This is a genomic window from Skermanella rosea (assembly GCF_016806835.2).
Classification (GTDB): domain Bacteria; phylum Pseudomonadota; class Alphaproteobacteria; order Azospirillales; family Azospirillaceae; genus Skermanella; species Skermanella rosea.
Genome location: NZ_CP086111.1, coordinates 3,984,379 through 4,008,135, shown reverse-complemented (window position 1 = coordinate 4,008,135; position 23,757 = coordinate 3,984,379). Strand labels below are relative to the sequence as shown.

The following is a 23,757-nucleotide window of genomic DNA, read 5'->3' as shown; positions in this document are numbered from 1 at the left end:
GTGTGGGGGAGGAGAGGGGCATGGAACCGGCATCGGCCATGAGCCTGGACGACGCTCTGGCGCTCCATCGCGCCGGCCGGCTGGAGGAGGCGGAGGCCGCTTACCGAAGCCTCCTCGCCGTCCATCCCAGCCATCCCGATCTGCTCCGGTTCCTCGGGCTGCTGCGCCACCAGCAGGGACAAGCCGGCGAGGCGCTCGACCTGCTGGAGCGGGCGGTGGACCTGTGCCCGGAGTCGGCGGACGGCCGGCGGGCATTGGCATTGCTCCTGGACAAGCGAGGCGACCGGCCCGGCGCGCTTGTCCATTACCGCGCGGCGGCCCGGTTGGCGCCCGATGATGCCCTCGCCTTGAACGATCTCGGCTGCGCCCTGATGGAGGCCGGGCAACTGGACGATGCCGCCGGCGTGCTCGAGGGCGCCGTGCTGACGGCACCGGAGCAGGCCGACGCCCTTGCCAACCTCGCCATCGTCCTGAGTCGCCTGGGGCGGACCGAGGAGGCCCTGGCGCTCGCCCACCGCGCCGTTGCTGCCCGATCCGACCATGCCGCAACGCATGTCGTGCACTCGATCGTCCTGGCCTCCTCGGGCCTGATCGGGCAGGCGGAGCGCGCCGCCCGCCATGCGGCGGCGATCGCCCCCGCCGATGCCGCGGCGCTGCTGCAGCTCGGCAACGTCCTGATCGATGCCGGCGATCCCGATGCCGCCGTCGCCACCTACGCCCGGGTGATCGGACGGGAGCCGGACCATCGCGGCGCCACGGAGAACCGGCTCTACGCCCTCCATCTTTCCCCCACAGTTGACGACCGGGACCTTGCCGCGGAACTGCGGGCCTGGGGTTCCAGTCTGTCCAGCCTCGCCGAACCGCGACCGGATCGCGGGCGCGACTCCGACCGGCGGCTCCGCGTGGGCTATGTCTCCGCCGATTTCGGAAAGCACCCGGTCGGCTGGTTCCTCTCGCCGGTCCTGCCCAACCATGATCCGGCGGCGGTGGAGATCCATGCCTACTCGGGCCGGGTGGTCGAGGATGAGGTGACCGACCATCTGCGCCGGCACTGCGATTCCTGGGTCTCGACCGTCGGTATGGACGACGCGGCGCTGGCCGGGCGGATTCGCGCCGACGGGATCGACCTGCTGGTCGATCTCTCGGGCCATACCGCCCACAATCGCCTTGGGGTGTTCGCCCGGACTCCGGCTCCGGTCCTGGCGACCTGGGGCGGGCTGATCGGCACGTCGGGCCTTCCGGCCATGGACTGGCTGATCGGCGACCCGCGGCAATGCCCGGCCGGGACGGAGGAGTTCTATACTGAACGGATCTTCCGGCTTCCCGGGGGATACGTCCCCTATGGGCCGCCCGCCTATGCCCCGCCCGTGGCACCGCTGCCGGCCCTGGGTTCGGGCCATGTCACCTTCGGCTGCTTCAACCGGCTCGCCAAGATCCAGGATGGCGTGATCGCCTTGTGGACCAGGGTTCTCGATGCGGTACCCGGCAGCCGGCTGCTCCTCAGTACCCGGGAACTCCGGTGCCCCGACCTGCGCGACCGTGTCGCGGCGCGGTTCGGGGCTGCCGGGATAGGCTCCGACCGGCTGGAACTGGCGCAGGGCGGCGGTCATGCGGACATGCTGGAGGCCTACGCCGGAGTCGACATCGCCTTGGACCCGTTTCCCTACTCGGGCGGCCTCACGACCCTGGAGGGGCTGTGGATGGGAGTGCCCGTCGTCACCTTGCCGGGCCGGCGATTCTGCTCCCGCCACAGCCTGAGCCACGTCACGGTGCTGGGCCACCCGGAGTGGGCGGCGGCCGATGCCGACGAGTATGTGCGGATCGCCGCCGATCTGTCGCGGGACCGCCAGGCCCTCGCCGCGCTGCGGTCCGGCCTGCGCGGCCGCATGGCCGCCTCACTCCTGTGCGACGGTGCGGCATTCACCCGCGGCCTGGAAGCGGCGTACCGCATGATGTGGCGGCAACACTGCGCAAGTTGAGGATAAATGTCGCGAGGGACTTCACCCCGGCCGGCTTGCTGCTAAACTGCGGCTGGCGCAAAGGGGGAAGCCATGGAGAGCCAGCAGATCATCGCTGCACTCAGGGAAGCGACGAGCGTTCCGGCCGAAGCCGTTCGCGAAGCCACGTCCCGGCGCGACGAGATGGTCCCGGTCCTGATCGGGGTCGTGGCCCGGTCGGCCGACGCGCCGATGCCGGCGCTGGCCGGGGAGGACGGCTTGGTGTTCCTGGCGGTGCATCTGCTCGGCTCGTGGCGAGCCACCCCGGCCTATCGAGCGGTCGCGGACCTGCTGGCACGGGACGTCGAGAGGCTCGACATGCTGCTGGGCGATGCCGTGGCCTTCACGATCCATCGCGTGATGTTCAACCTGTTCGACGGCGATCCGGCGCCCTTGATGGACCTGATCGAGAATCCGGCCGCGGACTGCCAGGTCAGGCGCCGCATGCTCGACACCATGGGAATGCTGACGGTCGCCGGCCGGATCGAACGGCCGGCCATGGCGGATTATCTCCGCCGGCTGGAGGGCAATCTGGCCGGTGACCCGAACGGGCTCGTATCGTCCGGATGGGCTGAACTGATCGCCCAACTGGGCTTTTCCGACCTGCGCGGCGCGGTCGAGCAGAGTTTCTGCGCCGGGATCATCGATCCGCAGTTCCTCTCCCATGAGGACTTCGAGCGGATGCTCGCCGATGCCCAGGCCGGGGAGGTGATGGCCGGGATCGGCGACGAGTACCGCCCGTTCGGCGACATCGTCTCCGAACTCCGGGGCTGGACGATTCGCGACGACCCGGAATCCGAAGCAGACCGGGAGGACATCGACCAGGAGGATATCGAGGAGGAGGTGGTCCGGATCGCCGAATCCCTGCGACAGCGTGAGCCGGCGCTGGCCGGGTGGGATGCTCCCGGCTCTCCCGCCATGGCTTTCCCGGGGATGCCGTCCATCGGCCTCGGCGGACAGCAGACCGTCCTGAATCCGTACCGGTATGTCGGCCGCAACGACCCCTGTCCCTGCGGCAGCGGCCGGAAGTTCAAGAGGTGCTGCGGCCAGTGGAAATGAACGGACCCGTCAGCCCAGGTTGAAGCGCGTGATCGCCCCGGCGAAGTCGTCGCCGAAATGGGTGCCGACCCGGATCACCGCGATCCCGTCCGGCACATCCTTGATGACGGTGTCGAGGCTGGTCAGCAGCGCCATCGGCACGTCCCGTGTGGGGGACATGGCGCGCAGGCCGCGTAGCAGGTCGAGCCCGCCCAGTCCGTCCATCACCGCCGACGCGATGATCATGTCCGGCGGCATGCGAACCGCCAGCGCGATCGACTCGATCGGGTCGCGGACGATGACGGTGCGGAAACCGCAGGCCGCCATCTCGGTGCTGACCAGCTTGCTCACCACCTTGGACGGCGTCACCAGCATGATCTCGACGTCGTGCACCTCGATGTCGGTTATGTCGAACTCGTAGCGGACGGGCAGGGAGCGGATGATCTGGTTGGTCGTCGCGACGTCGGGAAGCTCTTCCCGGTCCACGGCCTGGGCGAGGCGGTCGGCGAACCGCGTGACGTCCTCGATCTGGCGCTCGTTCAGCCGGGTGAGATTGCCCCCCAGATAGGTCTCCAGCCGGTGGGCCATCAGGTTGACCAGGGGAAACCCGCAGGAGGCGCCGATACCGCGAAGCTTGCTGGCCTCGCGGCGGAGGATCATCAGCGCCTCTTCGTCCGACAGGGTGTCGTTCTGGCGCTTGTCCAGCGTCTGGTAAACGATATCGAGGCGATCCTGCGCATCGTCCTTGAATTCGACACGCAGTTGATCGGCTAGGTCGTCGGCATCGAGATTGGCTGACATCGGGGGCATGGCCACGGCGCTGGGAAAAGGGAGTACATCATAACCCTTTTGGCGCTAATTTGGCACTACTCGTCTTGTGCTAGGCCTACCGGCGCAGCCCCCGGCATTCGAAGGAAGTCAGGTGCGGTCGTACAGGTCCTGGAACCAGCGGAGCCGGGCCTCGACCTGGGCGATGTCATGGTCCAGCCACTCGGTCAGGTGGCCGGAGTCGCCCTCGTGATGGCGCCGCAGGTCCTGCAGGCGGGCAAGTTCCGTCTCGTACAGGCTGGCGAGCATATCGATCTGTTCCTGCTGTTCCTCTCTGTCCAGGAGATGCAGGAAGCGGAGCTTCAGGGTGATGACCAGCTTGTTCAGGTCGTCCGAGGACGGGGCGCGGACATTGGCGCGCATCAGGGTCTCGAACTCCCGGCGGCCGGCGTCGGTCACGGCGAGGACCGCGTTATCCTCCATCCCGGTGCCGTCCAGCGCCTCGATCGAGCCGTCATAGCGCAGCAGTTCCAGCGACGTGCCCATCAGGTCGAGCGACGGGCCGACGATGCGGCTGGTGAAATGGCGAAGCGCGCCGGCCAGATCGGCGTAGCGCATGGACCCCGCCTGGGCCAGCGTTCCGAGAACGGCGAGGCGCACGGCCTCCTTCGGCATCAGTGAATTGTCGCGGTACATGGTGCCACTCCCTCGGAACAGTCCAACGGCTCGCCATAGAAGATAGTGCGGCCCGGCCCATAAGTCCATAGATGCTTTTGCGACGCATTCGCATTTCGTCCGCCGCCGAACGACGGTACGGAACGCCGCACGAGTCGTCCTGTTGGGGAGCATAGCAGATTCACACGATCAAGGAGACAACCGTGTCCCTCAAAACACTTCTGGCGGCGACCGCGATCCTGACCACCCTGGGTACCGGGGCCTATGCGCAGGATACGCCGGCAATGGGCGGGCGCCCGACCACCGACCAGATGGAAGGCGTCCAGACGCCGGAGACCTTGCCGTCGAGCCGGCAGATGGGCGGACCCGACGGGACGCAGCAGGCCAAGCCGGCTGATCCGAAGGTCCAGCCGCAAGGCGCCCGCCAGCCCGCCGTGGGCGGCCAGGAAGGCGACACCGCGGCGACCAACGTGACGCCGCCGGCGGGTTCCGGGGGAAAGACGCGCGACGGGGGGACGCCGCAGGCCGACGCGGGGTCCGATAGGGACCGTCCGGCGGCGCTCAACACGACCGAGGCGCAGTCGCCGACCCATACCCGCGGCGGCGGCGGCCTGGCGGCCAACCAGGTCTATGTCGAGGATCTGGCGAAGATGTCCGTCGACCTGTCCGACAAGGAGGATTTCGGCGACGTCGCGGGCACTGTCCTCAATGTGGAAACCGGCAGCATTGATACCCTGCTGGTCAGCACCGGCGGGCTGCTCGGGGCGATCGGCGATACGATTTACGAAGTGCCCTGGAACAAGGTGGGCGGGGTGGACAAGCGGGCCCAGACCATCCGCGTGAACGCCACCCAGGCCGAGATCCAGCCCCAGACCGCCGAGGACCAGGCGCGCCAGGGCAACTGATCCCCGACGACGGAAGCTGTCGCGAAGGCGGTCCGGTCCCCGGGGATCAGGCCGCCTTCTTCAGCTCCAGCCGGCCCCAGACGTCGAGCAGGGCATCGACCAGATGGTCCATGTCGCCGTCGGTGTGGAGCGGGCAGGGGGTGATCCGCAGGCGCTCGGTGCCGCGCGGGACCGTCGGGTAGTTGATCGGCTGGACATAGATGTTGTGCCGCTCCAGCAGGTCGTCGCTCGCCTGCTTGCACAGTCTCGGATCGCCGACCAAGACGGGAACGATGTGGCTGACCGACGGCATCACCGGCAGGCCGGCGTCCAGCAGCCGGCGCTTCAGCGTCGCGGCCCGTTCCTGGTGGGAGATCCGCTCGGCGTCGCTCTGCTTCAGGTGGCGCACGCTGGCGAGCGCGCCGGCGGCGATCGACGGAGTCAGCGAGGTCGTGAAGATGAAGCCCGAGGCGAAGCTGCGCACCACGTCGACCAGGGCCGACGACGCGGCGATGTAGCCGCCCATCACGCCGAACGCCTTGCCCAGCGTGCCCTCGATGATGGTCAGCCGGTGCATCACGCCGTCCCGCTCCGCGACGCCGGCACCGCGCGGCCCGTACATCCCGACGGCATGGACCTCGTCCAGGTAGGTCATGGCGTTATGCTTGTCCGCGACGTCGCACAGTTCGGCGAGCGGAGCGATGTCGCCGTCCATGGAATAGACCGATTCGAACGCCACCAGCTTCGGCCGGTCGGCGGGCAGCCGGCTCATCAGCTGGTCCAGGTGCTCCGGGTCGTTGTGGCGGAAGACGTACTTCTCCGCGCCCGACTGGCGGATGCCCTCGATCATCGAGTTGTGGTTCAGCGCGTCGGACAGGATCACGCAGTTGGGCAGCAGCTTGCCCAGCGTGCTCAGGGTCGCCTGGTTCGAGATGTAGCCCGAGGTGAACAGAAGCGCCGCTTCCTTGCCATGGAGGTCGGCCAGCTCGCGCTCCAGCAGGACGTGGTAGTGGTTCGTCCCGGAGATGTTTCGGGTACCGCCGGCACCGGCGCCGCAGGCTTCCAGCGCCTCGTGCATGGCGCGCAGGACGGCCGGATGCTGGCCCATGCCGAGATAGTCGTTGGAACACCAGACCGTGACTTCCTGGACGGTGCCGCTCGCCCCGTCGTAGCGCTTCGCCTTGGGGAAATTGCCTGCCCGGCGTTCCAGATCGGCGAAGACCCGGTATCGGCCTTCACGTTTCAGATTGTCGATCTGGGTCCGGAAGAAGGCTTCGTAATCCATGGCGCGTGATCCGTAGGTTCTCTTTTTTCAACAACGTGTCAGAATTCGACACTTTATGGAACATGTAAATCGGCAGCACGGAGATACAGCGTGGCACCGTGTCGCGGTGGCCCGGATCCGCCGGGCCGCCGCGAGAAACTAGACGATTCAGTCCATCCGGCATTGATCCTGGTCAAGGATCCCGGTCGCAACCCGCCATCAGGCGACGGCGGCCAGACCCTTCTCCGTCACCATGGCGAGGGTGTCGTCGAGAGCCTTCCCGAACCGCTCGACCAAGTCGTCCAGCTCGGACGGGCTGATCACCAGCGGCGGCGAGAAGCCGATGGTGTCGCCCATGGCGCGGACGATCAGCCCGTGCTCCTGTGCGAAGCGGGCGACATGGCCGCCGATCGCCAGCTTCGGGTCGAACGGGGCCTTGGTCGCCTTGTCCGCCACGATCTCCACGCCGGCGATCAGGCCGACCCCACGCACCTCGCCGACCAGGGGATGGCCCGCGAACCGGCGCAGGCCTTCCTGCAGATGGGGGGCCACCGCCCGGACATGGCCGACGATGTCCCGTTCCTCGTAGATCTTCAGGGTTTCCAGCGCTACCGCCGCGGGAACGGGATGGCCGGAATAGGTGTATCCGTGGCCGAAGGTGCCGATCTTCTCGGACTGGCTGACCATGGCCCGGTAGATCGGCTCGGAGATCATGACCCCCGCGATCGGCAGATAGGCTGACGACAGCGCCTTGGCGACGGTGATGATGTCGGGCTTGAGGTCGAAGGTCTGGGTGCCGAACATCGATCCGGTGCGGCCGAACCCGCAGATCACCTCGTCGGCGATGAACAGGATGTCGTAACGTTTCAGGACCGGCTGGATCCTGTCGAAATACGTCGCGGGCGGCACGATCACGCCGCCGGCGCCCATCACCGGCTCGGCGATGAAGGCGGCGACGGTGTCCGGCCCCTCGGCCAGGATCAGCTGCTCGAGCTGGTCGGCCAGGCGGATCGCGAAGTCCTCCTCCGTCTCGCCTTCCTCCCCGTAGCGGTAGAAGTGCGGGCAGTCGGTGTGAAGGATTCCGGCGATCGGCAGGTCGAAGTCGCGGTGCAGGTGCGGCAGCCCGGTCAGGCTGGCGGCCGCCACGGTAACCCCGTGATAGCCCTTCTGCCGCGCGATGATCTTCTTCTTGCTCGGCCGGCCGAGCGCGTTGTTGTAGTACCAGACCAGCTTGACGACGGTGTCGTTGGCTTCCGACCCGGAGTTGGTGAAGAAGACCTTCGACATCGGCACCGGGGCGATGCGGATCAGCGCCTCGGCCAAGTCGATGCCGGGATCATGCGCCTTGTGGCCGAAGGCATGGTAGAACGGCAGCTTGCGCATTTGGCGCGTCGCCGCCTCCACCAGCCTTTCCTCGCCGAAGCCCAGCGCGGTGCACCACAGGCCGGCCATCCCCTCGATGTAGGCCTTGCCCGTGTCGTCGAAGACGTGGACGCCGGCGCCCCGCTCGATCACCAGCGGTCCGACTTCCTCGTGCGCCTTGAGGTTGGTGTAGGGGTGCAGGTAGAACGCCTTGTCGCGGCTCGCCGCCGAATTGCCGACCTGGGTCATTGCTTGCTCTGTCCGTTCCGATCCGACTTGGTCCCTCGGATCAGATCGTACTGCGGCACCCCCTTGGCAACCAAGGAACTTCGGTGCGGGGCCGCCATGCGGGCACTTGTCCCGGCATGGCGGCTTCAGGGGACCCGGGGACTACTTCTTGACCGCGGAGGCCGTCTGCTGGGAGGACACGACGTCGGCGATGGACCACAGGAAGTCGGTCTGCACCGTCCCGGCGAAGATCGGGTCGTTACGGCCGATATAGAAGGTGGTCGCGTATCCCGTGCCGCTTCCGGTCCCGAAATTGACGGCGGCCAGGGAATGGCAGGTCATGCAGTTGGTCTCCACGCCCACCTGACCGGTCCAGGCGACGCCCGTGTTGGGATCGGTGACCGGCCGGCTGACGCTGAAGACCTGGGCATTGAACCCGGACTCCAGGTACGGATTGTAGACGACCACGGGCTTGCCGTCGTTGTTGCCGCCGTTGATCGGCTGGTTCGGGCTGATCATCTGGTAGCCGATCGACATGGCGTAGTGGGCGGCCGGCATGCTCAGCGCCGCGGGCTGGGCCGAGGCGATGGCGTCGCTGCTGGGCAGGGGCGGGTTCATGGGAGCCGGCGTCCAGAAATAGGTCTGCCACGTCCATTCGGACATCTCGCGCGATGTGACATGCATCGCCATCAGCAGGAGGTAGTCTCCGGCGGAGACGTTGTATCCTTCGGCGTTGAACGCGGCGACGTTGCTCGACGTCACGGCATAATTGATGAAGTCGCCGAGCCCGTAGGTCGATGCCGCGGACTGGCCGCTGCAGGTGCCGTCGATCCCGGTGGACGTGGACGCGCCCGGATTCGTGACGTCCACGTAGACACATCCGGGCCACGAAGATTCCGGATATCCCGAGGCCACGATCTCGGCGGTCACGACCGGAGTGCCCGGCCAGGCCGGCATGGCATAGTACTTGCCGCCGATCAGTTCGGACTGCGAAATGATCTTGTAAACCGGCTTGATCGACACCGCCGTGACCGGGAAGGTCGGGATCTCTGCCTGGCCCGCCGTGTACAGGGCCTGGATGGTCGACAGGACGAACAGCTTGTTGTCGTTGATGAACTTGGCGGCCGTCGGATCGTATGCGACCGTTTCGAAGATCTGCGTGTCCGGGGTCACCGCCGCGGCCCGCGTCGCCGCCTTGGGCTTCGGCGCCGAGCTGTCGATCCCGAACTTCCGGAGTTGGCTGAGCGGCTTCAGGCCCAGGCTGCGGCCTGGCCCGGACGCCGCGGCCCGGGTCGCGCCGGCCGTCGCGGCCGACGGCGTGGCCGAGGTCGTGGCCGTGCTCATGTTGACCAGGTCCTGCTTCGTCAGCCAGGTGAGGTAGACGGGGGCATTGGCGATGCCATAGGCCGTCTGGCTCGTGGGTGCCGTGAGCGAGGCCCAGAGGCCCCAGCCGTGCCGGTAGATCGCGGCCGTGTCCGCGTTGTTGACGGCGGTGAGGAGCGCCGTTTCCGGCGCCGGGAACACGTAATCGGGAATCGCGGGATTGGGCAGCGGGACGCCGTAATCGGGATCCGACGCTTGGGCCGGGACGGCGAGCAGCGCCAACGACGCGAGCAGGTACGCCGAAAAATTGCCGTGATGCTTCATCGAAAAAACTCCCGCGTAAAATTACAAAGTAGAAACACGCTTTGCGACTATCGATCGTAGTATATTTCTACCACCAATGACACTGAGATTTTGAGGGGAAGTCCGCAGGCCGACGGGAAGTCCGGCTACCGCCCGCTTACGGCTGGAATCTTCGCCTTTCGACAAAGAAAAACACCAGCTACCTCTTCTAGAGGAGTTGGTCAAAACCAATAATTGGTTGATGATCTGCGGGGTTAGGGCTGAAAACCGCTTTACGGAGAACAGATATAAATGACGGTGGGGCAGTGTATGCTGCGTAATGTTCAGAACATGTGCATTCAGACACCTAGAAAATAGGCAGAATGTTGATAGGATAGGCACTCAATGCTTTAGAGTCGATCCAGGTCTGGAATGGGCTTGGCTTGATGTCTTCGACTGTCATCGCTCCGTCCCTTTTACTTAAATCTTGTTCGAAGTGGAGCATCCGGCCAACCCGGATCCTCCCGCCTTGAGGAGATGTCACTTTGACCATGCACACTGACGACGCGATCTCCCTCGGCGAAATATTGCAGACCCAGCGGGCCGGAGCGCAGGAAGCCCCCTCGCGTATCGCCGTGTTTCTCCAGGATCTCTACGGCGGCGGGGCCGAGCGCGTGATGCTGGCGCTCGCCACCGGGATCGCGCGGCGCGGCTACCCCGTCGATCTCGTCCTGGTACGGCGGGAAGGGGCCTATGTGGACGACATCCCGCCCGGCATCCGCGTGGTCGAGCTCGGTACGCGGCGCACCGTCAACAGCGTCGTGGCGCTGGCCCGCTATCTCCGGCGCGAGCGGCCCGTCGTGCTGCTGACGGCGCTGGTCCATGTCAACATCGCGGCCTTGCTGGCCCGTCTCCTGGCCGGCGGCCGGACCCGGATCGCCATAACCGAGCACAACCAGATCAGCCGGAACATGGGGGCGAAGGCGAACTCGACGCTCCGGATGGCCTACCGGCTCGTTCCTTACCTGTATCCCCGCGCGGCGAAGATCATCGCCGTGTCCGGCGGCGTCGCCGACGACCTGACCCGCTTCGCGCGGCTGGACCGGGGGCGAATCGACGTGGCGCACAATCCAGTGGTCACGCCCGACCTGCTGGCCCGCGCCGCCGAGCCGGTCAACCATCCCTGGTTCGCCGAAGGGGAGCCGCCAGTGATCCTGGGGGTGGGCCGGCTGTCCCCGCAGAAGGATTTCGCCAACCTGCTGCTCGCCTTCGCCCGTATCCGGGCCAAGCGACCGGCCCGCCTGCTGATCCTGGGCGAGGGGGCGCTCCGCCCGGACCTGGAGCAGCTTGCCGACGAACTGGGCGTCTCCAGGGACGTGCAGCTGCCGGGCTTCGTCGACAATCCCATGGCGTTCATGGCGAAGGCCTCGCTGTTCGTGCTGTCGTCCCAGTTCGAGGGCTTGCCCACCGTCCTGATCGAGGCGATCGCCTGCGGCACCAGCACGGTCTCGACCGATTGCCCGAGCGGACCGCGCGAGATCCTGGAGGACGGCAGGCTCGGCGGGCTGGTTCCCGTTGGCGATTCCGAGGCGCTGGCCCGGGCGATCGAGCAGGGGCTGGACAATCCGGTCCCCGCCGAGCTGCTGCGCGCCAAGGCGGAGGAGTTCACCGTCGAGCGGGCGGTGGACCGCTATCTGGAACTGCTTCAGCCGGCGGCGGCACGCTCCATCGCGTAGCGCGCCGGCTCCGGCTCGTTTTGCGGGGCGGCGGCCTCCTGTGGGCGGTGGCCGATCGCGGCTCCGACCATGACCAGCGTCGGCCCGTCGCCCAGTTCCGCGGTAGCACGGGCCGGAAGGCTCGCGAGGGTCGCGAAGCAGCGGCGCTCGTCGGGACGGGTGCCGTTCTCGATGGCGGCGGCCGGCGTGTCCGGCGAAAGCCCCGCCTCGATCAGCCGGGCGCTGAAATGCGCCAGCTGGCTTCGCCCCATGTAGATCGCCAGCGTCCCGTCCGGATTGGCGAGCCTGCTCCAGTCCATCGCCCGGGTCGCGTCGTCGTCCAGGCAGTGGGCGGTCACGAACTGGACGCTGCGCGACACTCCGCGGAGCGTCAGCGGGATCTGCGCCGCCGCGGCGCAGCCGAGCGCCGCCGTCACGCCGGGCACGATCGATACCTCGATGCCGTGGCGGCGCAGATATTCCGCCTCCTCGCCCGCGCGGCCGAACATCAGCGGGTCGCCGCCCTTCAGCCGGACCACGCGCCGGCCCCGACAGGCATGTTCGAGCAGCAGGGCGTTGATGTCGGCCTGCTTCACCGAATGACGCCCGGCCCGCTTGCCGACCGAAATCCGCTCGGCATCCCGGCGGGCGAACTCCAGGACTCCCTCGCCGAGCAAATGGTCGTACAGGATGACGTCGGCCCGCTTGATGGCCCGGATCGCGGCCAGGGTCAGCAGGTCGGGGTCGCCCGGCCCGGCGCCCACCAGATGGACCATGCCGGGACCGGAGTCCGCGCCGTCGGCAGCGGTCCGGCCGAGCAGGCGCTCCATCTCCGCGCGGGCCTCGTCCTCCCGGCCATGCATCGCCAACTCGCCGGCGCGCCCGTCCAGGACCTCGTCCCAGTAGCGCAGGCGCTGGCGCGCGGTCGGCAGCGCGTCCTGCACCTTGCGGCGGAACTCCCCGGCGAGCCGGGCCAGCCTTCCGAAAGCCGAGGGGACCGCCAGTTCCAGCCGCTGGCGGATCAGCCGGGCCAGCGCCGGCGCCAGCCCGCCGGTAGAGACGGCGACCACCACCGGCGAGCGGTCCAGGATTGCCGGGAAGATGAAGTCGCAGAATTCCGGCTTGTCCACGACGTTCAGCGGAACCCCGCGCGCCCTGGCGAGGGCGACCAGCTCAATTGTCAGCCGCGCGTCGTCGGCGGCATCCACCACCAGGGCGACGTCGTCCAGGGCCGCCGGGGTGAAGTCGGCGGCGGCCAGGTTGCGGACGTCGGCGCCCGCCCGGCGCAGCAGGGCCGTCTTGTTTCCCGCCATGTCGCCGGAGCCGATCACCAGGCACGGCCGTCCCTTCGTCAGGTCCATGAAGAGCGGCATATAGGGAAGCGGCTCAGGCTGCCTGGTCGCGTCGCGCATCGGCGATAAGCTCCTTCAGCTCCGGAATGCAGGATCCGCAGTTGGTGCCGGCCTTGAGCGCCGCACCGACCTGTTCGGCCGAGGTAAGCCCGCCGTCGCGGATGGCGCAGGCGATGCGGTTCAAGCCCACATTGAAGCAGGCGCAGACGACTCGCCCCTCGTCCGGCCCTCCGGCCGGCGCCCGTCCGCTCAGCAGCCCGCAACGGGCATCCGTGTCGATCGATGGGGTGTCGAACAGGCCGACCAGCCATTCCCGCGCGGGCAGGGCAGGGCCGAAGCTGAGGAACAGGCAGGCCTCCAGCCGGTCGCCGTCGAGCCGAGCCCAGCGGTGAACGCCGCGCCGCACATCGTGGTAGTCGATCCCCGGCAACGCGGGCAGCAGCGCCTCGGCCCAGCCCGCGACATCCGCCGGCGCGGCTGTGCCCGCCAGCGTCAGCACGATGCAGCCCGCCGCCCTGGTCCGCGACCAGTATTCGGCACCTTCCGGCGGGTGGGCCTCCTCCCGGGTGATCAGGAAGGCGGTCCAGGCCGGTTCGAAGGGGACCAGGCTGACCGCGGTATGCTTCAGCTCCGGCTGGCCCGAGACCGGGTCGGTGACCGGGGCGACCAGCGCGTTGACGCCGCCCTCGGCCGAGAATTGCCGGTTCCAGTGCATCGGCGCGAAGAGCCGGCCCGGCGGCTGGTCGCCGGTGACGCGGACCCGCAGGATGGCGCGGCCCCGGGCGGAGCGGACCAGCGCGAGCCCGCCATCCTCCAGCCTCGCCGCCTCGGCATCCGCCGGGTTGACCGCGACGAATGGCTCGGCGATGTGGCTGGACAGGCGGGGCACCCGGCCGGTGCGCGTCATGGTGTGCCACTGGTCGCGGATACGGCCGGTGTTCAGGGCATACGGGAATTCGGCGCCCGTCACCGTTCCGGGAGCGGCCGCCCGCACCGGCACGAAGGCCGCTCGGCCGTCCGCCGTCGGGAAGCGGCCGTCCCCGAACAGCCGGGAGGTTCCGGGTGCCGGCCACTGGACGGGGTCCAGCGCATCGTAATCGGCATCGGCCAGGGCGGCGATGTCGAAGACCCGGCTGCCGTCGTTCTCGAACCCGGAAAGTGCGGCGTGCTCCCGGAAGATCTCCGCCGCCGAGCCGTAGCCGAACGCCTCGCCCCAGCCCATGCGGGCCGCGACCTGCGCGACGATCCACCAGTCCGGCCTGGCCTCGCCCGGAGGGGGCAGGAAGGCGCGCTGGCGCGAGACGCGGCGCTCGGAGTTGGTGACGGTGCCGTCCTTCTCCCCCCAGGCCGCCGCCGGCAGCAGCACGTCGGCATGGGCCGTGGTGTCGGTATCGCGGGTGCAGTCGGAGACCACGACGAACTCGCACGACTCCAGCGCGCGGGTCACCCGGTCGGCGTCGGGAAGGCTGACGGCAGGATTGGTCGCCATCACCCACAGCGCCTTGATGCGGCCGTCCTCGACCGCCTGGAACAGGTCCACCGCCTTCAGCCCCTCCCGCCGCGCGATCCGGGGCGCCCGCCAGAACCGTTCCACCCGCTCGACCGCTTCCGGCGTGAACGCCATGTGCGCTGCCAACTGGTTGGCAAGCCCGCCGACCTCGCGTCCGCCCATGGCGTTGGGCTGGCCGGTGACCGAGAACGGCCCCATGCCCGGGCGGCCGATGCGCCCGATCGCCAAGTGGCAATTGACGATCGCGTTGACCTTGTCGGTCCCGCACGACGACTGGTTCACGCCCTGGGAATAGACCGTGACGGTCGCTTCCGTCCCGGCGAACCAGCCGTAGAACCGCTCGACCTCGTCGGCGTCCAGCCCGCAGGCCGCGGCCACCGCCTGCGGCTCCCCGGCCGCGGCAGACAAGGCCTCCGCGAAGCCGCGGGTGTGCCGGGCGATGTAGTCCCGGTCCAGGGCGCCGGCGCGGTCCAGATATGCGAGCAGACCGTTGAACAGGGCCACGTCGCTGCCCGGCTTCAGCGCCAGATGCAGGTCCGCGGCGTCGCAGGTCGCCGTCCGGCGCGGATCGACCACGACGATGCGCGTGCCCCGCTCTGCCCGCGCCCGCACCAGCCGCTGGTAGAGCACGGGATGACACCAGGCGAGATTGCTGCCGACCAGCACGACCAGGTCGGCCAGCTCCAGGTCCTCGTAACTGCCCGGCACCACGTCGCCGCCGAACGCCCGCCTGTGGCCGGCCACGCTCGACGCCATGCACAGGCGGGAGTTGGTGTCGATGTTGGCCGAGCCGATGAAGCCCTTCATCAGCTTGTTGGCGACATAGTAGTCTTCCGTCAGCAATTGTCCCGAAACGTAGAAGGCGACGGAGTCCGGCCCGTGCTCGTCGATGACCGCGCGGAAGCGGCTCGCCACCCTGTCCAGCGCCTCGTCCCAGGTAGCGCGCCCGCCGTCCACGACGGGATGCAGCAGCCGGCCCTCCAGCCCCAGCGTCTCCCCCAGGGCGCTGCCCTTGGAGCAGAGCCGGCCGAAATTGGCCGGATGCCCAGGGTCGCCCGAGATCGTCCAGCCGCCCGCACCGCCGGCCTTGGCGACCACGCCGCAGCCGACGCCGCAATAGGGACAGGTGGTGCGGACGGAGCCGGTCATGATGCCGCCGCAAGCTGGCCCAGGCGCAGGCCCAGCCGGATCAGGCCGTCCTCGACCTGCACCGGGAAGGTCCCGGCGCAGCCCTCGTCCGGTCCGGTGGCCTCGCCGGATGCCAGGTCGATGACCCAGTTGTGGAGCGGGCAGGTGACCCGAGCGCCGTGGACGATGCCCTGGGACAGGGGGCCGCCGGCATGCGGGCAGCGGTCGCGTACCGCGAACACGTCGTCGTCGGCCGTGCGGAAGACCGCGACGTCGCCGTGCTTCGTCTTCACGACCCGCGCGCCGGCCGGCGGGATGTCGGCGACCCGGCCGACCTCGATCCAGGTGATGTCTTCCTTCATGATCCTCACCCTACCGTCGCGAGCGGCGCGAACTCGTGGGAGTCGATGCCCCGGGAAGCGCGCTCCTCCCAAGGGTCGGTCTGCGAGAACATCTGCGAGAACTGGAAGCGGGCGAACAGGGCGCGCCGGCCCTCGCCGTCCTCGACCACCCGCCTTTTCACATAGTCGAGGCCGACCCGCTCGACCCACGGCGCCGTCCGGTCCAGGTATCGCGCCTCCTCCCGGTAGAGCTGAAGGAAGGCCCCGCAATACTCCAGCACCTGTTCCTCGGTCTCGACCTTGGTCAGGAAGTCGCATTCGCGGACCTTCATGCCGCCGTTGCCGGCGACGTAAAGCTCCCAGCCGCTGTCCACCGCGACGACGCCGAAATCCTTGATCGTCGCCTCGGCGCAATTGCGCGGGCAGCCCGACACCGCCAGCTTGACCTTGTGCGGCGTCCAGGTGCCCCAGGTCATCCGCTCCAGCTTGACGCCCATGCCGGTGGAGTCCTGGGTGCCGAACCGGCACCATTCGGACCCGACGCAGGTCTTCACGGTCCGCAGCCCCTTGGCATAGGCGTGGCCGGAGACCATGCCGGCGTCGTTCAGGTCCCTCCAGACGGCGGGAAGGTCTTCCTTCTTCACGCCGAACAGGTCGATCCGCTGGCCGCCGGTGACCTTGACCGTGGGGATGGCGAACTTGTCCACCACGTCGGCGATGGCCCGCAGCTCCTTGGCGGAGGTCAGGCCGCCCCACATCCGCGGCACGACCGAATATGTGCCGTCCTTCTGGATGTTGGCGTGGACCCGCTCGTTGACGAAGCGGGACTGGTAATCGTCCCGGTACTCGCCCGGCCATGCCGCCAGCAGGTAGTAGTTGAGCGCCGGCCGGCAGACATGGCAGCCGTTGGCTGTCTTCCATTCCAGCGCCTGCATCACCGCCGGGATGCTCTTCAGCTCCCCCGCCACGATCAGCCGGCGCACGTCGTCGTGGGGATGGTGGGTGCATTTGCAGAGGGGCTTGGCGGCCGCGGCGGCTTGGTAACCGTCGCCGAGCGTCAGCTCCAGCAACTGCTCGACCAGCCCGGTGCAGGATCCGCAGGAGGCGGACGCCTTTGTGTGCGACCGCACGTCGTCCAGCGTGGTCAGGCCCTTGTCGGCGATGGCCCTGGTGATGGCGCCCTTGCACACGCCGTTGCAGCCGCAGATCTCCGCACCGTCGGAGAGGGCGGCAACGGCGGCCTTAGGGTTTGCGGCGGCACCCCCGAAGCCCTGGCCCCCGAATCCCTGGCCCCCGAATCCCTGGCCGAAGATCAGGGTTTCGCGCAAGGGGGCGACGTTCTCCGCCTCGCGCAGCATCTGGAAATACCAAGCCCCGTCCTTGGTGTCGCCGTACAGCACGGCGCCGGCGATCCTGTCCCCCTTCAGCACGATGCGCTTGTAGACGCCGCGCGCGGCGTCGCGGAAGACGATGTCCTCGCAATCCTTGCCGCCGCCGAAGTCGCCGGCCGAGAACACGTCGATGCCGGTCACCTTCAGCTTGGTGCTGGTGACCGAGCCGGCATAGGCGGAGTCCCGCCTGCCCGCGAGCTGGTCGGCGCAGACCCGGGCCATCTCCCACAGCGGCGCCACCAGGCCATAGGTCGCCCCGCGGTGCTGGACGCACTCGCCGACCGCCAGGATGGCGGGGTCGGAGGTCGCCATATGGTCGTCCACCACGACGCCGCGCTCGACCGCGAGGCCGGCGGCCTTCGCCAGCCCGGTGCTCGGCCGGATGCCGACCGCCATGACCACCAGGTCGGCCGGGATCTCGCGCCCGTCCTTCAGCAGCACGCCGGTCACGTGTCCATCGCCCAGGACGGCCTTGGTGTCGGCATTCGTCATCACGTCGATGCCGCGGTCCTCCAGTTCCCGCTGGAGCAGGAAGCCCGCGGCCTCGTCGAGCTGGCGTTCCATGATCGTGCCCATCAGGTGGATCACGGTCACCTTCATGCCGTTGACCGCCAGCCCGTTGGCCGCTTCCAGGCCGAGCAGGCCGCCGCCGATCACGACGGCGTGCCTGCCGCCGTCGGCCGCCTTCCTCAGCATGGCCTCCACGTCGAACATGTCGCGAAAGGTCACCACGCCGGGCAGGCCGTGGCCGGGCACCGGGATGATGAAGGGGTCCGACCCTGTCGCCAGCAGCAGCCGGTCGTAGCCGACCGTCCTGCCGCCGACCGAGGTCACCGTCCGGGCCTCCCGGTCGATCGTCTCGACCTTCTCGCCGGTCAGCAGGGTGATGCCGTTCCGTTCGTACCAGGAACGGTCGTTCAGGACGATCTGGTCGAAGGTCTTCTCGCCGGCCAGCACCGGGGAGAGCATGATGCGGTTGTAGTTCACGTGGGGCTCTGCGCCGAACACGGTGATGTCGTAGCGGTCGGGATCGCGCTTGAGCAGTTCCTCGACGGTGCGGATGCCGGCCATGCCGTTGCCGACGACGACGAGGCGTTCCCTGGTTCTTGCCATCATGTTCATGGGTCGGTTCTCCGGCTCAGGCGGCGTCGGCGTCGGCGGGGCGATGCCGGGCGTAGAGGAAGCGCAGCACCTCGCCGCGGCAGTGGGCGTAGGTCGCGTCGTCGGCCAGGTCGAGGCGCTTGCGCGGACGCTCCAGCGGGATGTCCAGCACTTCGCCTATGGTGGCGGCGGGGCCGTTGGTCATCATCACGATGCGGTCGGACAGCAGCACCGCCTCGTCCACGTCGTGGGTGATCATGACGACGGTGTTGCGCAGGGCGGTCTGGATCTGCATCAGGGCATCCTGGAGCCGGGCGCGGTTGAGGGCGTCGAGCGCGCCGAACGGCTCGTCCATCAGCAGCACCTTGGGCTCCATCGCCAGGGCCCGGGCGATGCCGACCCGCTGCTTCATGCCGCCGGAAATCTCGGACGGATGCTTGGCGACGGCGTGCGCCATGCCGACCAGGTTCAGGTTGTGCAGGGTCCAGTCGTGGCGCTCCTGCGCGCCGCGGGTCTTGCCGAACACCTTGTCCACGGCCAGCCGGACATTGTCGTAGACGGTCAGCCAGGGCAGCAGGGAGTGGTTCTGGAACACCACGGCCCGGTCGGGGCCCGGTGCGTCGACCAGTTTCCCTTCCAGGAAGACCCCGCCCAGCGTCGGCTTCAGCAGGCCGGCGACGATGTTCAGCACGGTGGACTTGCCGCAGCCGGAATGGCCGATGATGCTGACGAACTCGCCCCGGGCGATCTTGAGGTCCACGTCGCGCACGGCGGGAACCGGCGACTTGCGGGGATTGAAGGTGATGCCGACGCCTTCGATGCTGAGATATGCGGTCATGCCTGCGGTCTCCTCAGCGCTTGCTGTGGTCGAAGCGGCGCTGGATCAGGGTCATGCCCAGATCCAGCAGGATGCCGACCAGCCCGATCACGACGATGGCGACGATGATGCTCGACACGTTCAGGTTGTTCCATTCGTCCCAGACGAAGAAGCCGATGCCGATGCCGCCGGTCAGCATCTCGGCCGCCACGATGACCATCCAGGCGATGCCCAGGGACAGGCGCATGCCGGTCAGCACGTGGGGCAGGGTGGCGGGCAGCAGGATGTGGCGGACCATCTCGATCCGGTTCAGTCGCAGGACGGCGGCGACGTTGCGGTAGTCGTTGGGGATCGCCTCGACCCCGGCAGCGGTGTTCAGGATCATCGGCCAGATGCTGGTGATGAAGATCACGAAGATCGCCGAGGGATCGACCGCCCGGAACAGCAGCAGGCCGATCGGCAGCCAGGCCAGCGGGCTGACCGGCCGCAGGATCTGAATCAGCGGCGCCCAGCCCTTGCGGAAGATCGCGCTGGAGCCCATCAGGAACCCGACCGGAACCCCCACCAGGGCCGCCAGCAGGAAACCCGCCATCACGCGGCCCAGGGAATAGAGCACCTGCCAGAACAGCCCCATGTCGTTGGGGCCGTTGCTGTAGAACGGGTCGGACAGCAGCTCGACGCCGCGGTCCCACGTCTCCCCGATGCCGGGAAAGCCGCCGCCCAGGTTGGTGGCCACCAGGTGCCACGCCAGCAGGACCACCAGCAGGGTGATGGCCGGCAGCACGATGTCGGGCAGAGCCTGGAACACCCGTTCGCGGAGGCGGGCCGCTGCCGACGGGGCTGCGGGAAGGGAGGATTGTGGCTGGACTGCGGGCGAGCGCGTGGTCTCGTCCACCGGGACGCTGGTCATGTCGGGAGATCCTTGATGAAGCGGGATGAACGGACGGTTCAGACGTTCGCCTGGGCGAGAGCGTCCAGGTCGATCCTGGGCTTGGAGACCTCGAAGCCGCGCAGGTAGCCCACGGGATCGGCCGGATCGAAGGTTCGGCCGTCGAGGAAGCGGTCCGGTCCCATGGCGATGGGCCGGGTCGCGTCCGCCAGGACCCAAGGCTCCGAGCGGGTCCCTTCCGACTTCCAGTCCACGGTCGGGTAGGGGACGCCCAGTTCCTTGGCGGCCTCGCGATAGATGTCGGTGCGGAACACCGCCTCGGCGGTCCTGGCGAAATTGATGGGCTGCTCGATCTGGCCCCAGCGCGCCATCTGGGTCAGGTACCATACGGCCTGGCTGCGCCACGGGAAGTTGGCGGCGTAGCGGTGGAACACGTTGAAGTCCGGCATCGGCAGCGCCGGTTCCTTGGGCGCGTACTGGAAGGTGCCGGTCATCGACATCTTGACCACGTCGGCCGGGGCGTTGACGTAGGCCTTCTGCGAGACGATCTCGACCACCTCCATCCTGTTGCCCGGCTCGTCCATCCACTGCGCCGTCTCGATCAGCGCGCGGATCAGGGCCTTGTGGGTGTTGGGGTTGGCGTCGGCCCAGTCCTGGTTGACGCCGAAGACCTTCTCGATCTTGTTGTTCCAGATGTCGTAGTTCGTCACCAGGGTGCGGCCGATCCCGGCCTGCACGGCGCGCGCGTTCCACGGCTCGCCGACGCAGTAGCCCTGGATGTTGCCGGCCTGGAGGTTGGCGACCATCTGCGGCGGGGGGATCACGATCAGGCGGACATCCTCGTCCGGATCGATCCCGGCCGACGCCATCCAGTAGCGCAGTTCGTAATTGTGGGTGCTGACCGGGAAGACCATGGCGAAGGTCAGCGGCTCCTTGCCGGCCTTCCTGTCGGCATCGATCACCTTCTTCAGGGCGGCGGCGCCGACCGGGTGCTTTCTCATGGTGTCGGGGTCGATCTCGACCATGCGGTCGTAGAGGGCCGTCGAAACGGTGATGGCGTTGCCGTTGAGGTCCATGGAGAACCCGGTGACCGTCGGCTTCTGGATCGCGCCGATGCCGAGCGTCGCGGCGAGCGGCATGCCGGCCAGCATGTGCGCGCCGTCGAGCGCCCCGATCATCACCTTGTCGCGGATATTCGCCCAGGACGCCTCCTTGGACAGCGCCACGTCCAGGCCATGCTTCTTGAAGAAGCCCTTTTCGGAGGCGATCACCAGCGGCGCGCAGTCGGTCAGCGGGATGAAGCCCAGGGTCAGCTTCGGCTTCTCGATCCCGTCGGTGCCGGCCGCCCAGGCGCCCGCCGGGGTGGCCGCCCTGATCGCGGAGAGCAGTGCGGCGGTGCCGGCGAGCGAGGCACCGGCCTTGAGGATGCCGCGGCGGTCCTGCCGGGCGGTGAGCTTGGAGGTGAACAGTGCAGGGTCCTTGGACATCGCTCGCTCCATCGGCCGAAACTTCGGCAATAAAAAAGGCGCCGGAACGTCGAGCGGGCTGTTGGGAGCCGCTCGACATTCGGACGCCATTATCCGGGGTAGGTCGTTCCGCCGTTGGACCGACACTGTCTTGCGCGACTGGCGCTCCGCCATTGGATCGCCGCGCCGCACGCTGTTTATTCTAGCAAGCCGCGTGCCAATACTCTCCAGGCGCGGAGAGCCGCGGAAAGGCTGACTTCCGCTCCAGCCCGACCGTCCGAACGGCCGCTGAAATGCCTGCGATCCCGCCACTGCCGGTCAAAAATTGTGCAGTGCGGAATTCTGCCTGGAAAATGACCAGATGCTGGTCGAGCAAACCAAGCTATTTCAACGGCTTGGGTGACGACCTCGTCAGCCCTTGAACAGTCGGGAGAGCGACAGGATGTTCTCCGCGATCTCCGCGAGGCGCTTGTTCTGGTCCATGGCGAGCTTGCGGAGGAAGCGGTATGCCTCTTCTTCGGTCACGCCCTTGTGCGCCATCAGCAGGCCCTTGGCCCGCTCGACCACCTTGCGGTCGGCCAGCGCCGTCTTGGACCTGTCCAGTTCCTCCTGGAGCCTGCGGAACTTGGTGAACTGCACGATCGCGATCTGGAGGATCGACTTGACCATCTTCGGGCTGAGCCCGTCGGCGACATAGACGCTGACCCCGGTCTCGATCGCCTCGTTGATGAGCGTGCTGTCTTCCTGGGCAACGAACATCGCGATCGGCCGCGGGTTCTCGCGGTTGATCGTGATCAGGTTCTCCAGATAGTCGCGGTAGGGTGACTCCAGGTCGATGATGACCAGGTCCGGCCGGTGGGCCCTGATGCCCTCGCGCAGGTCGTCGTCCTTGCTGATGGTGGCGACCACGTCGTAACCGGCCTCCTTGAGGCCGGACAGGACGACATCGGACCTCTCGGGGTTCTCGTCGACGACCAGAAGGCGCAATTCCAACGTTCCTGTGGGCTGTCATCACCGCTGCATCGCGTGACGGACAAGCAAGCCGTGGGCCACGGGGTAATGGCTGACGGCGAACGGGGAGGCGTTGGAAGGTTCTATTTCTTGGCCACAGATGCACGCAGATGGGCGCAGATATGAATCATGGATCAGCGCCGGCGGATCACAGGAGATCCTGCATGCCGAAGCTCATCTGAGTTTATCTGTGTCCATCTGTGGCCAAAAAACCGGAAGCGCCGGCTCCCCGTCAGTACCAGGGCCGCGTCCGCGTCAGGTGCGGCTTCGGCGGCAGCGCCGTTTCCGCGCTCAGCTCGGCATAGGCGTGGGCGATGGAGGCAGCGACCGCCGCGTTGTTGCGGACCAATGCTATGTTGGCCTCCAGGCTGGCGCCGCCGGTCAGTTCCTCCAGGCGGGACAGCAGGAACGGGGTCACGTCCTTGCCCTTGACGCCCTGCGCGTCGGCATCGGCCAGCGCCCGGGCGATGGCGCCGTCGACGAACTCCTGGTCGAGCGCCGCCGATTGCGGGATCGGGTTGGCGATGACGGCGCCGCCGTTCAGGCCGAGCTGCCACTTGGCGCGCAGGATGCGGGCGACCATCGCCGGGCTGTCGCAGCGGGACGCCAGCCTGATGCCGCTGGAGCGGGTGTAGAAGGCCGGCAGCTCGTCGGTGCCGTAGCCCAGCACGGGGACGCCTCGGGTCTCCAGGTATTCGACCGTCTTGGGCAGGTCGAGGATCGCCTTGGCGCCGGCGCAGACCACCGCGACGTTGGTGGTCGCCAGCTCGTCCAGGTCGGCGGAGATGTCGAGCGTGCTTTCCGCGCCCCGGTGTACGCCGCCGATGCCGCCGGTGGCGAAGACCGAGATGTCGGCCAGCGCGGCGCAGATCATGGTGGCGGCGACCGTGGTGGCGCCGTCGGCGCGGGTGGCGAGCGCCACCGGCAGGTCGCGCCGGCTCAGCTTCATGACCTCGCGGCCCTGGGCTTGGCTGTTGCCGAGATGCTCCAGGTCGTCGTCGGTCAGGCCGATCCGGATGCGGCCGTCGAGCACCGCGATCGTCGCCGGGACGGCGCCGCCGTCGCGGATGGTCTTTTCCACGAGGCGGGCCGTCTCCACGTTCCGCGGATAGGGCATGCCGTGGGAAATGATGGTCGATTCCAGCGCGACCACGGCCTTTCTGGCCTGGAGCGCCTCGGCGACCTCGGGGTGGATGGCAAGGTAATCGTGCATGC

General features: G+C 68.0%; 18 protein-coding genes. 4 read left to right on the top strand and 14 right to left on the bottom strand.

Annotation, left to right across the window (positions count from 1 at the left end; all coding sequences use genetic code 11):
- Positions 1-20 precede the first annotated feature (20 nt).
- Both JL101_RS18675 and JL101_RS18670 read left to right on the top strand, forming a co-directional pair.
- Positions 21-1,979 (top strand): O-linked N-acetylglucosamine transferase, SPINDLY family protein, encoded by a 1,959-nt coding sequence (locus JL101_RS18675; protein ID WP_203096978.1) that lies wholly within the window; start codon positions 21-23, stop codon positions 1,977-1,979.
- Positions 1,980-2,051: 72 nt separating this feature from the next.
- Positions 2,052-3,056, top strand: coding sequence for a DUF1186 domain-containing protein (locus JL101_RS18670; protein WP_228434951.1), 1,005 nt, complete (start codon positions 2,052-2,054; stop codon positions 3,054-3,056).
- A gap of 9 nt (positions 3,057-3,065) precedes the next feature.
- Here JL101_RS18670 and JL101_RS18665 read toward each other — a convergent pair whose 3' ends face one another.
- Together JL101_RS18665 and JL101_RS18660 are read right to left on the bottom strand one after the other, a co-directional pair.
- Positions 3,066-3,836 carry an Hpt domain-containing protein gene (locus JL101_RS18665; protein WP_203096979.1) on the bottom strand — a complete coding sequence of 257 codons (771 nt, stop codon included), beginning with the start codon at positions 3,834-3,836 and terminating at the stop codon, positions 3,066-3,068.
- 117 nt (positions 3,837-3,953) lie between these two features.
- The gene (locus JL101_RS18660) at positions 3,954-4,499 is read right to left on the bottom strand and encodes a hypothetical protein (protein ID WP_203096980.1); all 546 of its coding nucleotides are present in this window, start codon (positions 4,497-4,499) and stop codon (positions 3,954-3,956) included.
- A 182-nt stretch (positions 4,500-4,681) separates the two neighbouring features.
- On the opposite strand from JL101_RS18660, the gene JL101_RS18655 reads away from it, so the two are divergent.
- Positions 4,682-5,383 (top strand): PRC-barrel domain-containing protein, encoded by a 702-nt coding sequence (locus tag JL101_RS18655; protein ID WP_203096981.1) that lies wholly within the window; start codon positions 4,682-4,684, stop codon positions 5,381-5,383.
- A gap of 46 nt (positions 5,384-5,429) precedes the next feature.
- Here the strand turns inward: JL101_RS18655 and hemA are convergent, their stop codons facing one another.
- From hemA to JL101_RS18640, 3 genes are all read right to left on the bottom strand, one after another.
- Positions 5,430-6,647: a 5-aminolevulinate synthase gene (gene hemA / locus JL101_RS18650; RefSeq protein ID WP_203096982.1), complete on the bottom strand. Its 1,218-nt coding sequence runs from the start codon at positions 6,645-6,647 to the stop codon at positions 5,430-5,432.
- Positions 6,648-6,845: 198 nt separating this feature from the next.
- Positions 6,846-8,237, bottom strand: a complete 1,392-nt coding sequence (locus tag JL101_RS18645; protein WP_203096983.1) for an aspartate aminotransferase family protein — start codon at positions 8,235-8,237, stop codon at positions 6,846-6,848.
- Positions 8,238-8,378: 141 nt separating this feature from the next.
- Positions 8,379-9,863, bottom strand: a complete 1,485-nt coding sequence (locus JL101_RS18640; RefSeq protein WP_203096984.1) for a hypothetical protein — start codon at positions 9,861-9,863, stop codon at positions 8,379-8,381.
- Positions 9,864-10,372: 509 nt separating this feature from the next.
- On the opposite strand from JL101_RS18640, the gene JL101_RS18635 reads away from it, so the two are divergent.
- Positions 10,373-11,557, top strand: a complete 1,185-nt coding sequence (locus tag JL101_RS18635) for a glycosyltransferase (protein ID WP_228434949.1) — start codon at positions 10,373-10,375, stop codon at positions 11,555-11,557.
- On the opposite strand, the gene cysG is transcribed toward JL101_RS18635, so the two are convergent.
- From cysG to JL101_RS18590, 9 genes are all read right to left on the bottom strand, one after another.
- The gene (cysG, locus tag JL101_RS18630; protein ID WP_203096986.1) at positions 11,527-12,948 is read right to left on the bottom strand and encodes a siroheme synthase CysG; all 1,422 of its coding nucleotides are present in this window, start codon (positions 12,946-12,948) and stop codon (positions 11,527-11,529) included. The genes JL101_RS18635 and cysG overlap by 31 nt on opposite strands.
- Positions 12,923-15,547 (bottom strand): nitrate reductase, encoded by a 2,625-nt coding sequence (locus tag JL101_RS18625; protein ID WP_203096987.1) that lies wholly within the window; start codon positions 15,545-15,547, stop codon positions 12,923-12,925. The genes cysG and JL101_RS18625 overlap by 26 nt, the downstream gene beginning before the upstream one ends.
- Complete coding sequence (gene nirD, locus JL101_RS18620) at positions 15,544-15,888, bottom strand: nitrite reductase small subunit NirD (protein ID WP_203096988.1); 345 nt, start codon at positions 15,886-15,888, stop codon at positions 15,544-15,546. Before nirD ends, JL101_RS18625 begins: the two co-directional genes overlap by 4 nt.
- A 5-nt stretch (positions 15,889-15,893) precedes the next feature.
- A complete protein-coding gene (gene nirB / locus JL101_RS18615) occupies positions 15,894-18,374 on the bottom strand; it encodes a nitrite reductase large subunit NirB (RefSeq protein WP_203097246.1) in 2,481 nt (826 codons plus the stop codon).
- Between the two features lie 22 nt (positions 18,375-18,396).
- Entirely contained in the window at positions 18,397-19,197 is an 801-nt protein-coding gene (locus JL101_RS18610; protein ID WP_203096989.1) for an ABC transporter ATP-binding protein, read from the bottom strand.
- 13 nt (positions 19,198-19,210) lie between these two features.
- Positions 19,211-20,086 (bottom strand): nitrate ABC transporter permease, encoded by an 876-nt coding sequence (gene ntrB, locus JL101_RS18605; protein WP_203096990.1) that lies wholly within the window; start codon positions 20,084-20,086, stop codon positions 19,211-19,213.
- Positions 20,087-20,124: 38 nt separating this feature from the next.
- Entirely contained in the window at positions 20,125-21,552 is a 1,428-nt protein-coding gene (locus JL101_RS18600; protein ID WP_203096991.1) for a CmpA/NrtA family ABC transporter substrate-binding protein, read from the bottom strand.
- Between the two features lie 390 nt (positions 21,553-21,942).
- On the bottom strand, positions 21,943-22,518 hold the full coding sequence (locus tag JL101_RS18595) for an ANTAR domain-containing response regulator (RefSeq protein ID WP_203096992.1): 576 nt from the start codon (positions 22,516-22,518) through the stop codon (positions 21,943-21,945).
- 256 nt (positions 22,519-22,774) lie between these two features.
- Positions 22,775-23,755, bottom strand: a complete 981-nt coding sequence (locus JL101_RS18590; RefSeq protein ID WP_203096993.1) for a pseudouridine-5'-phosphate glycosidase — start codon at positions 23,753-23,755, stop codon at positions 22,775-22,777.
- Between the last annotated feature and the right edge of the window lie 2 nt (positions 23,756-23,757).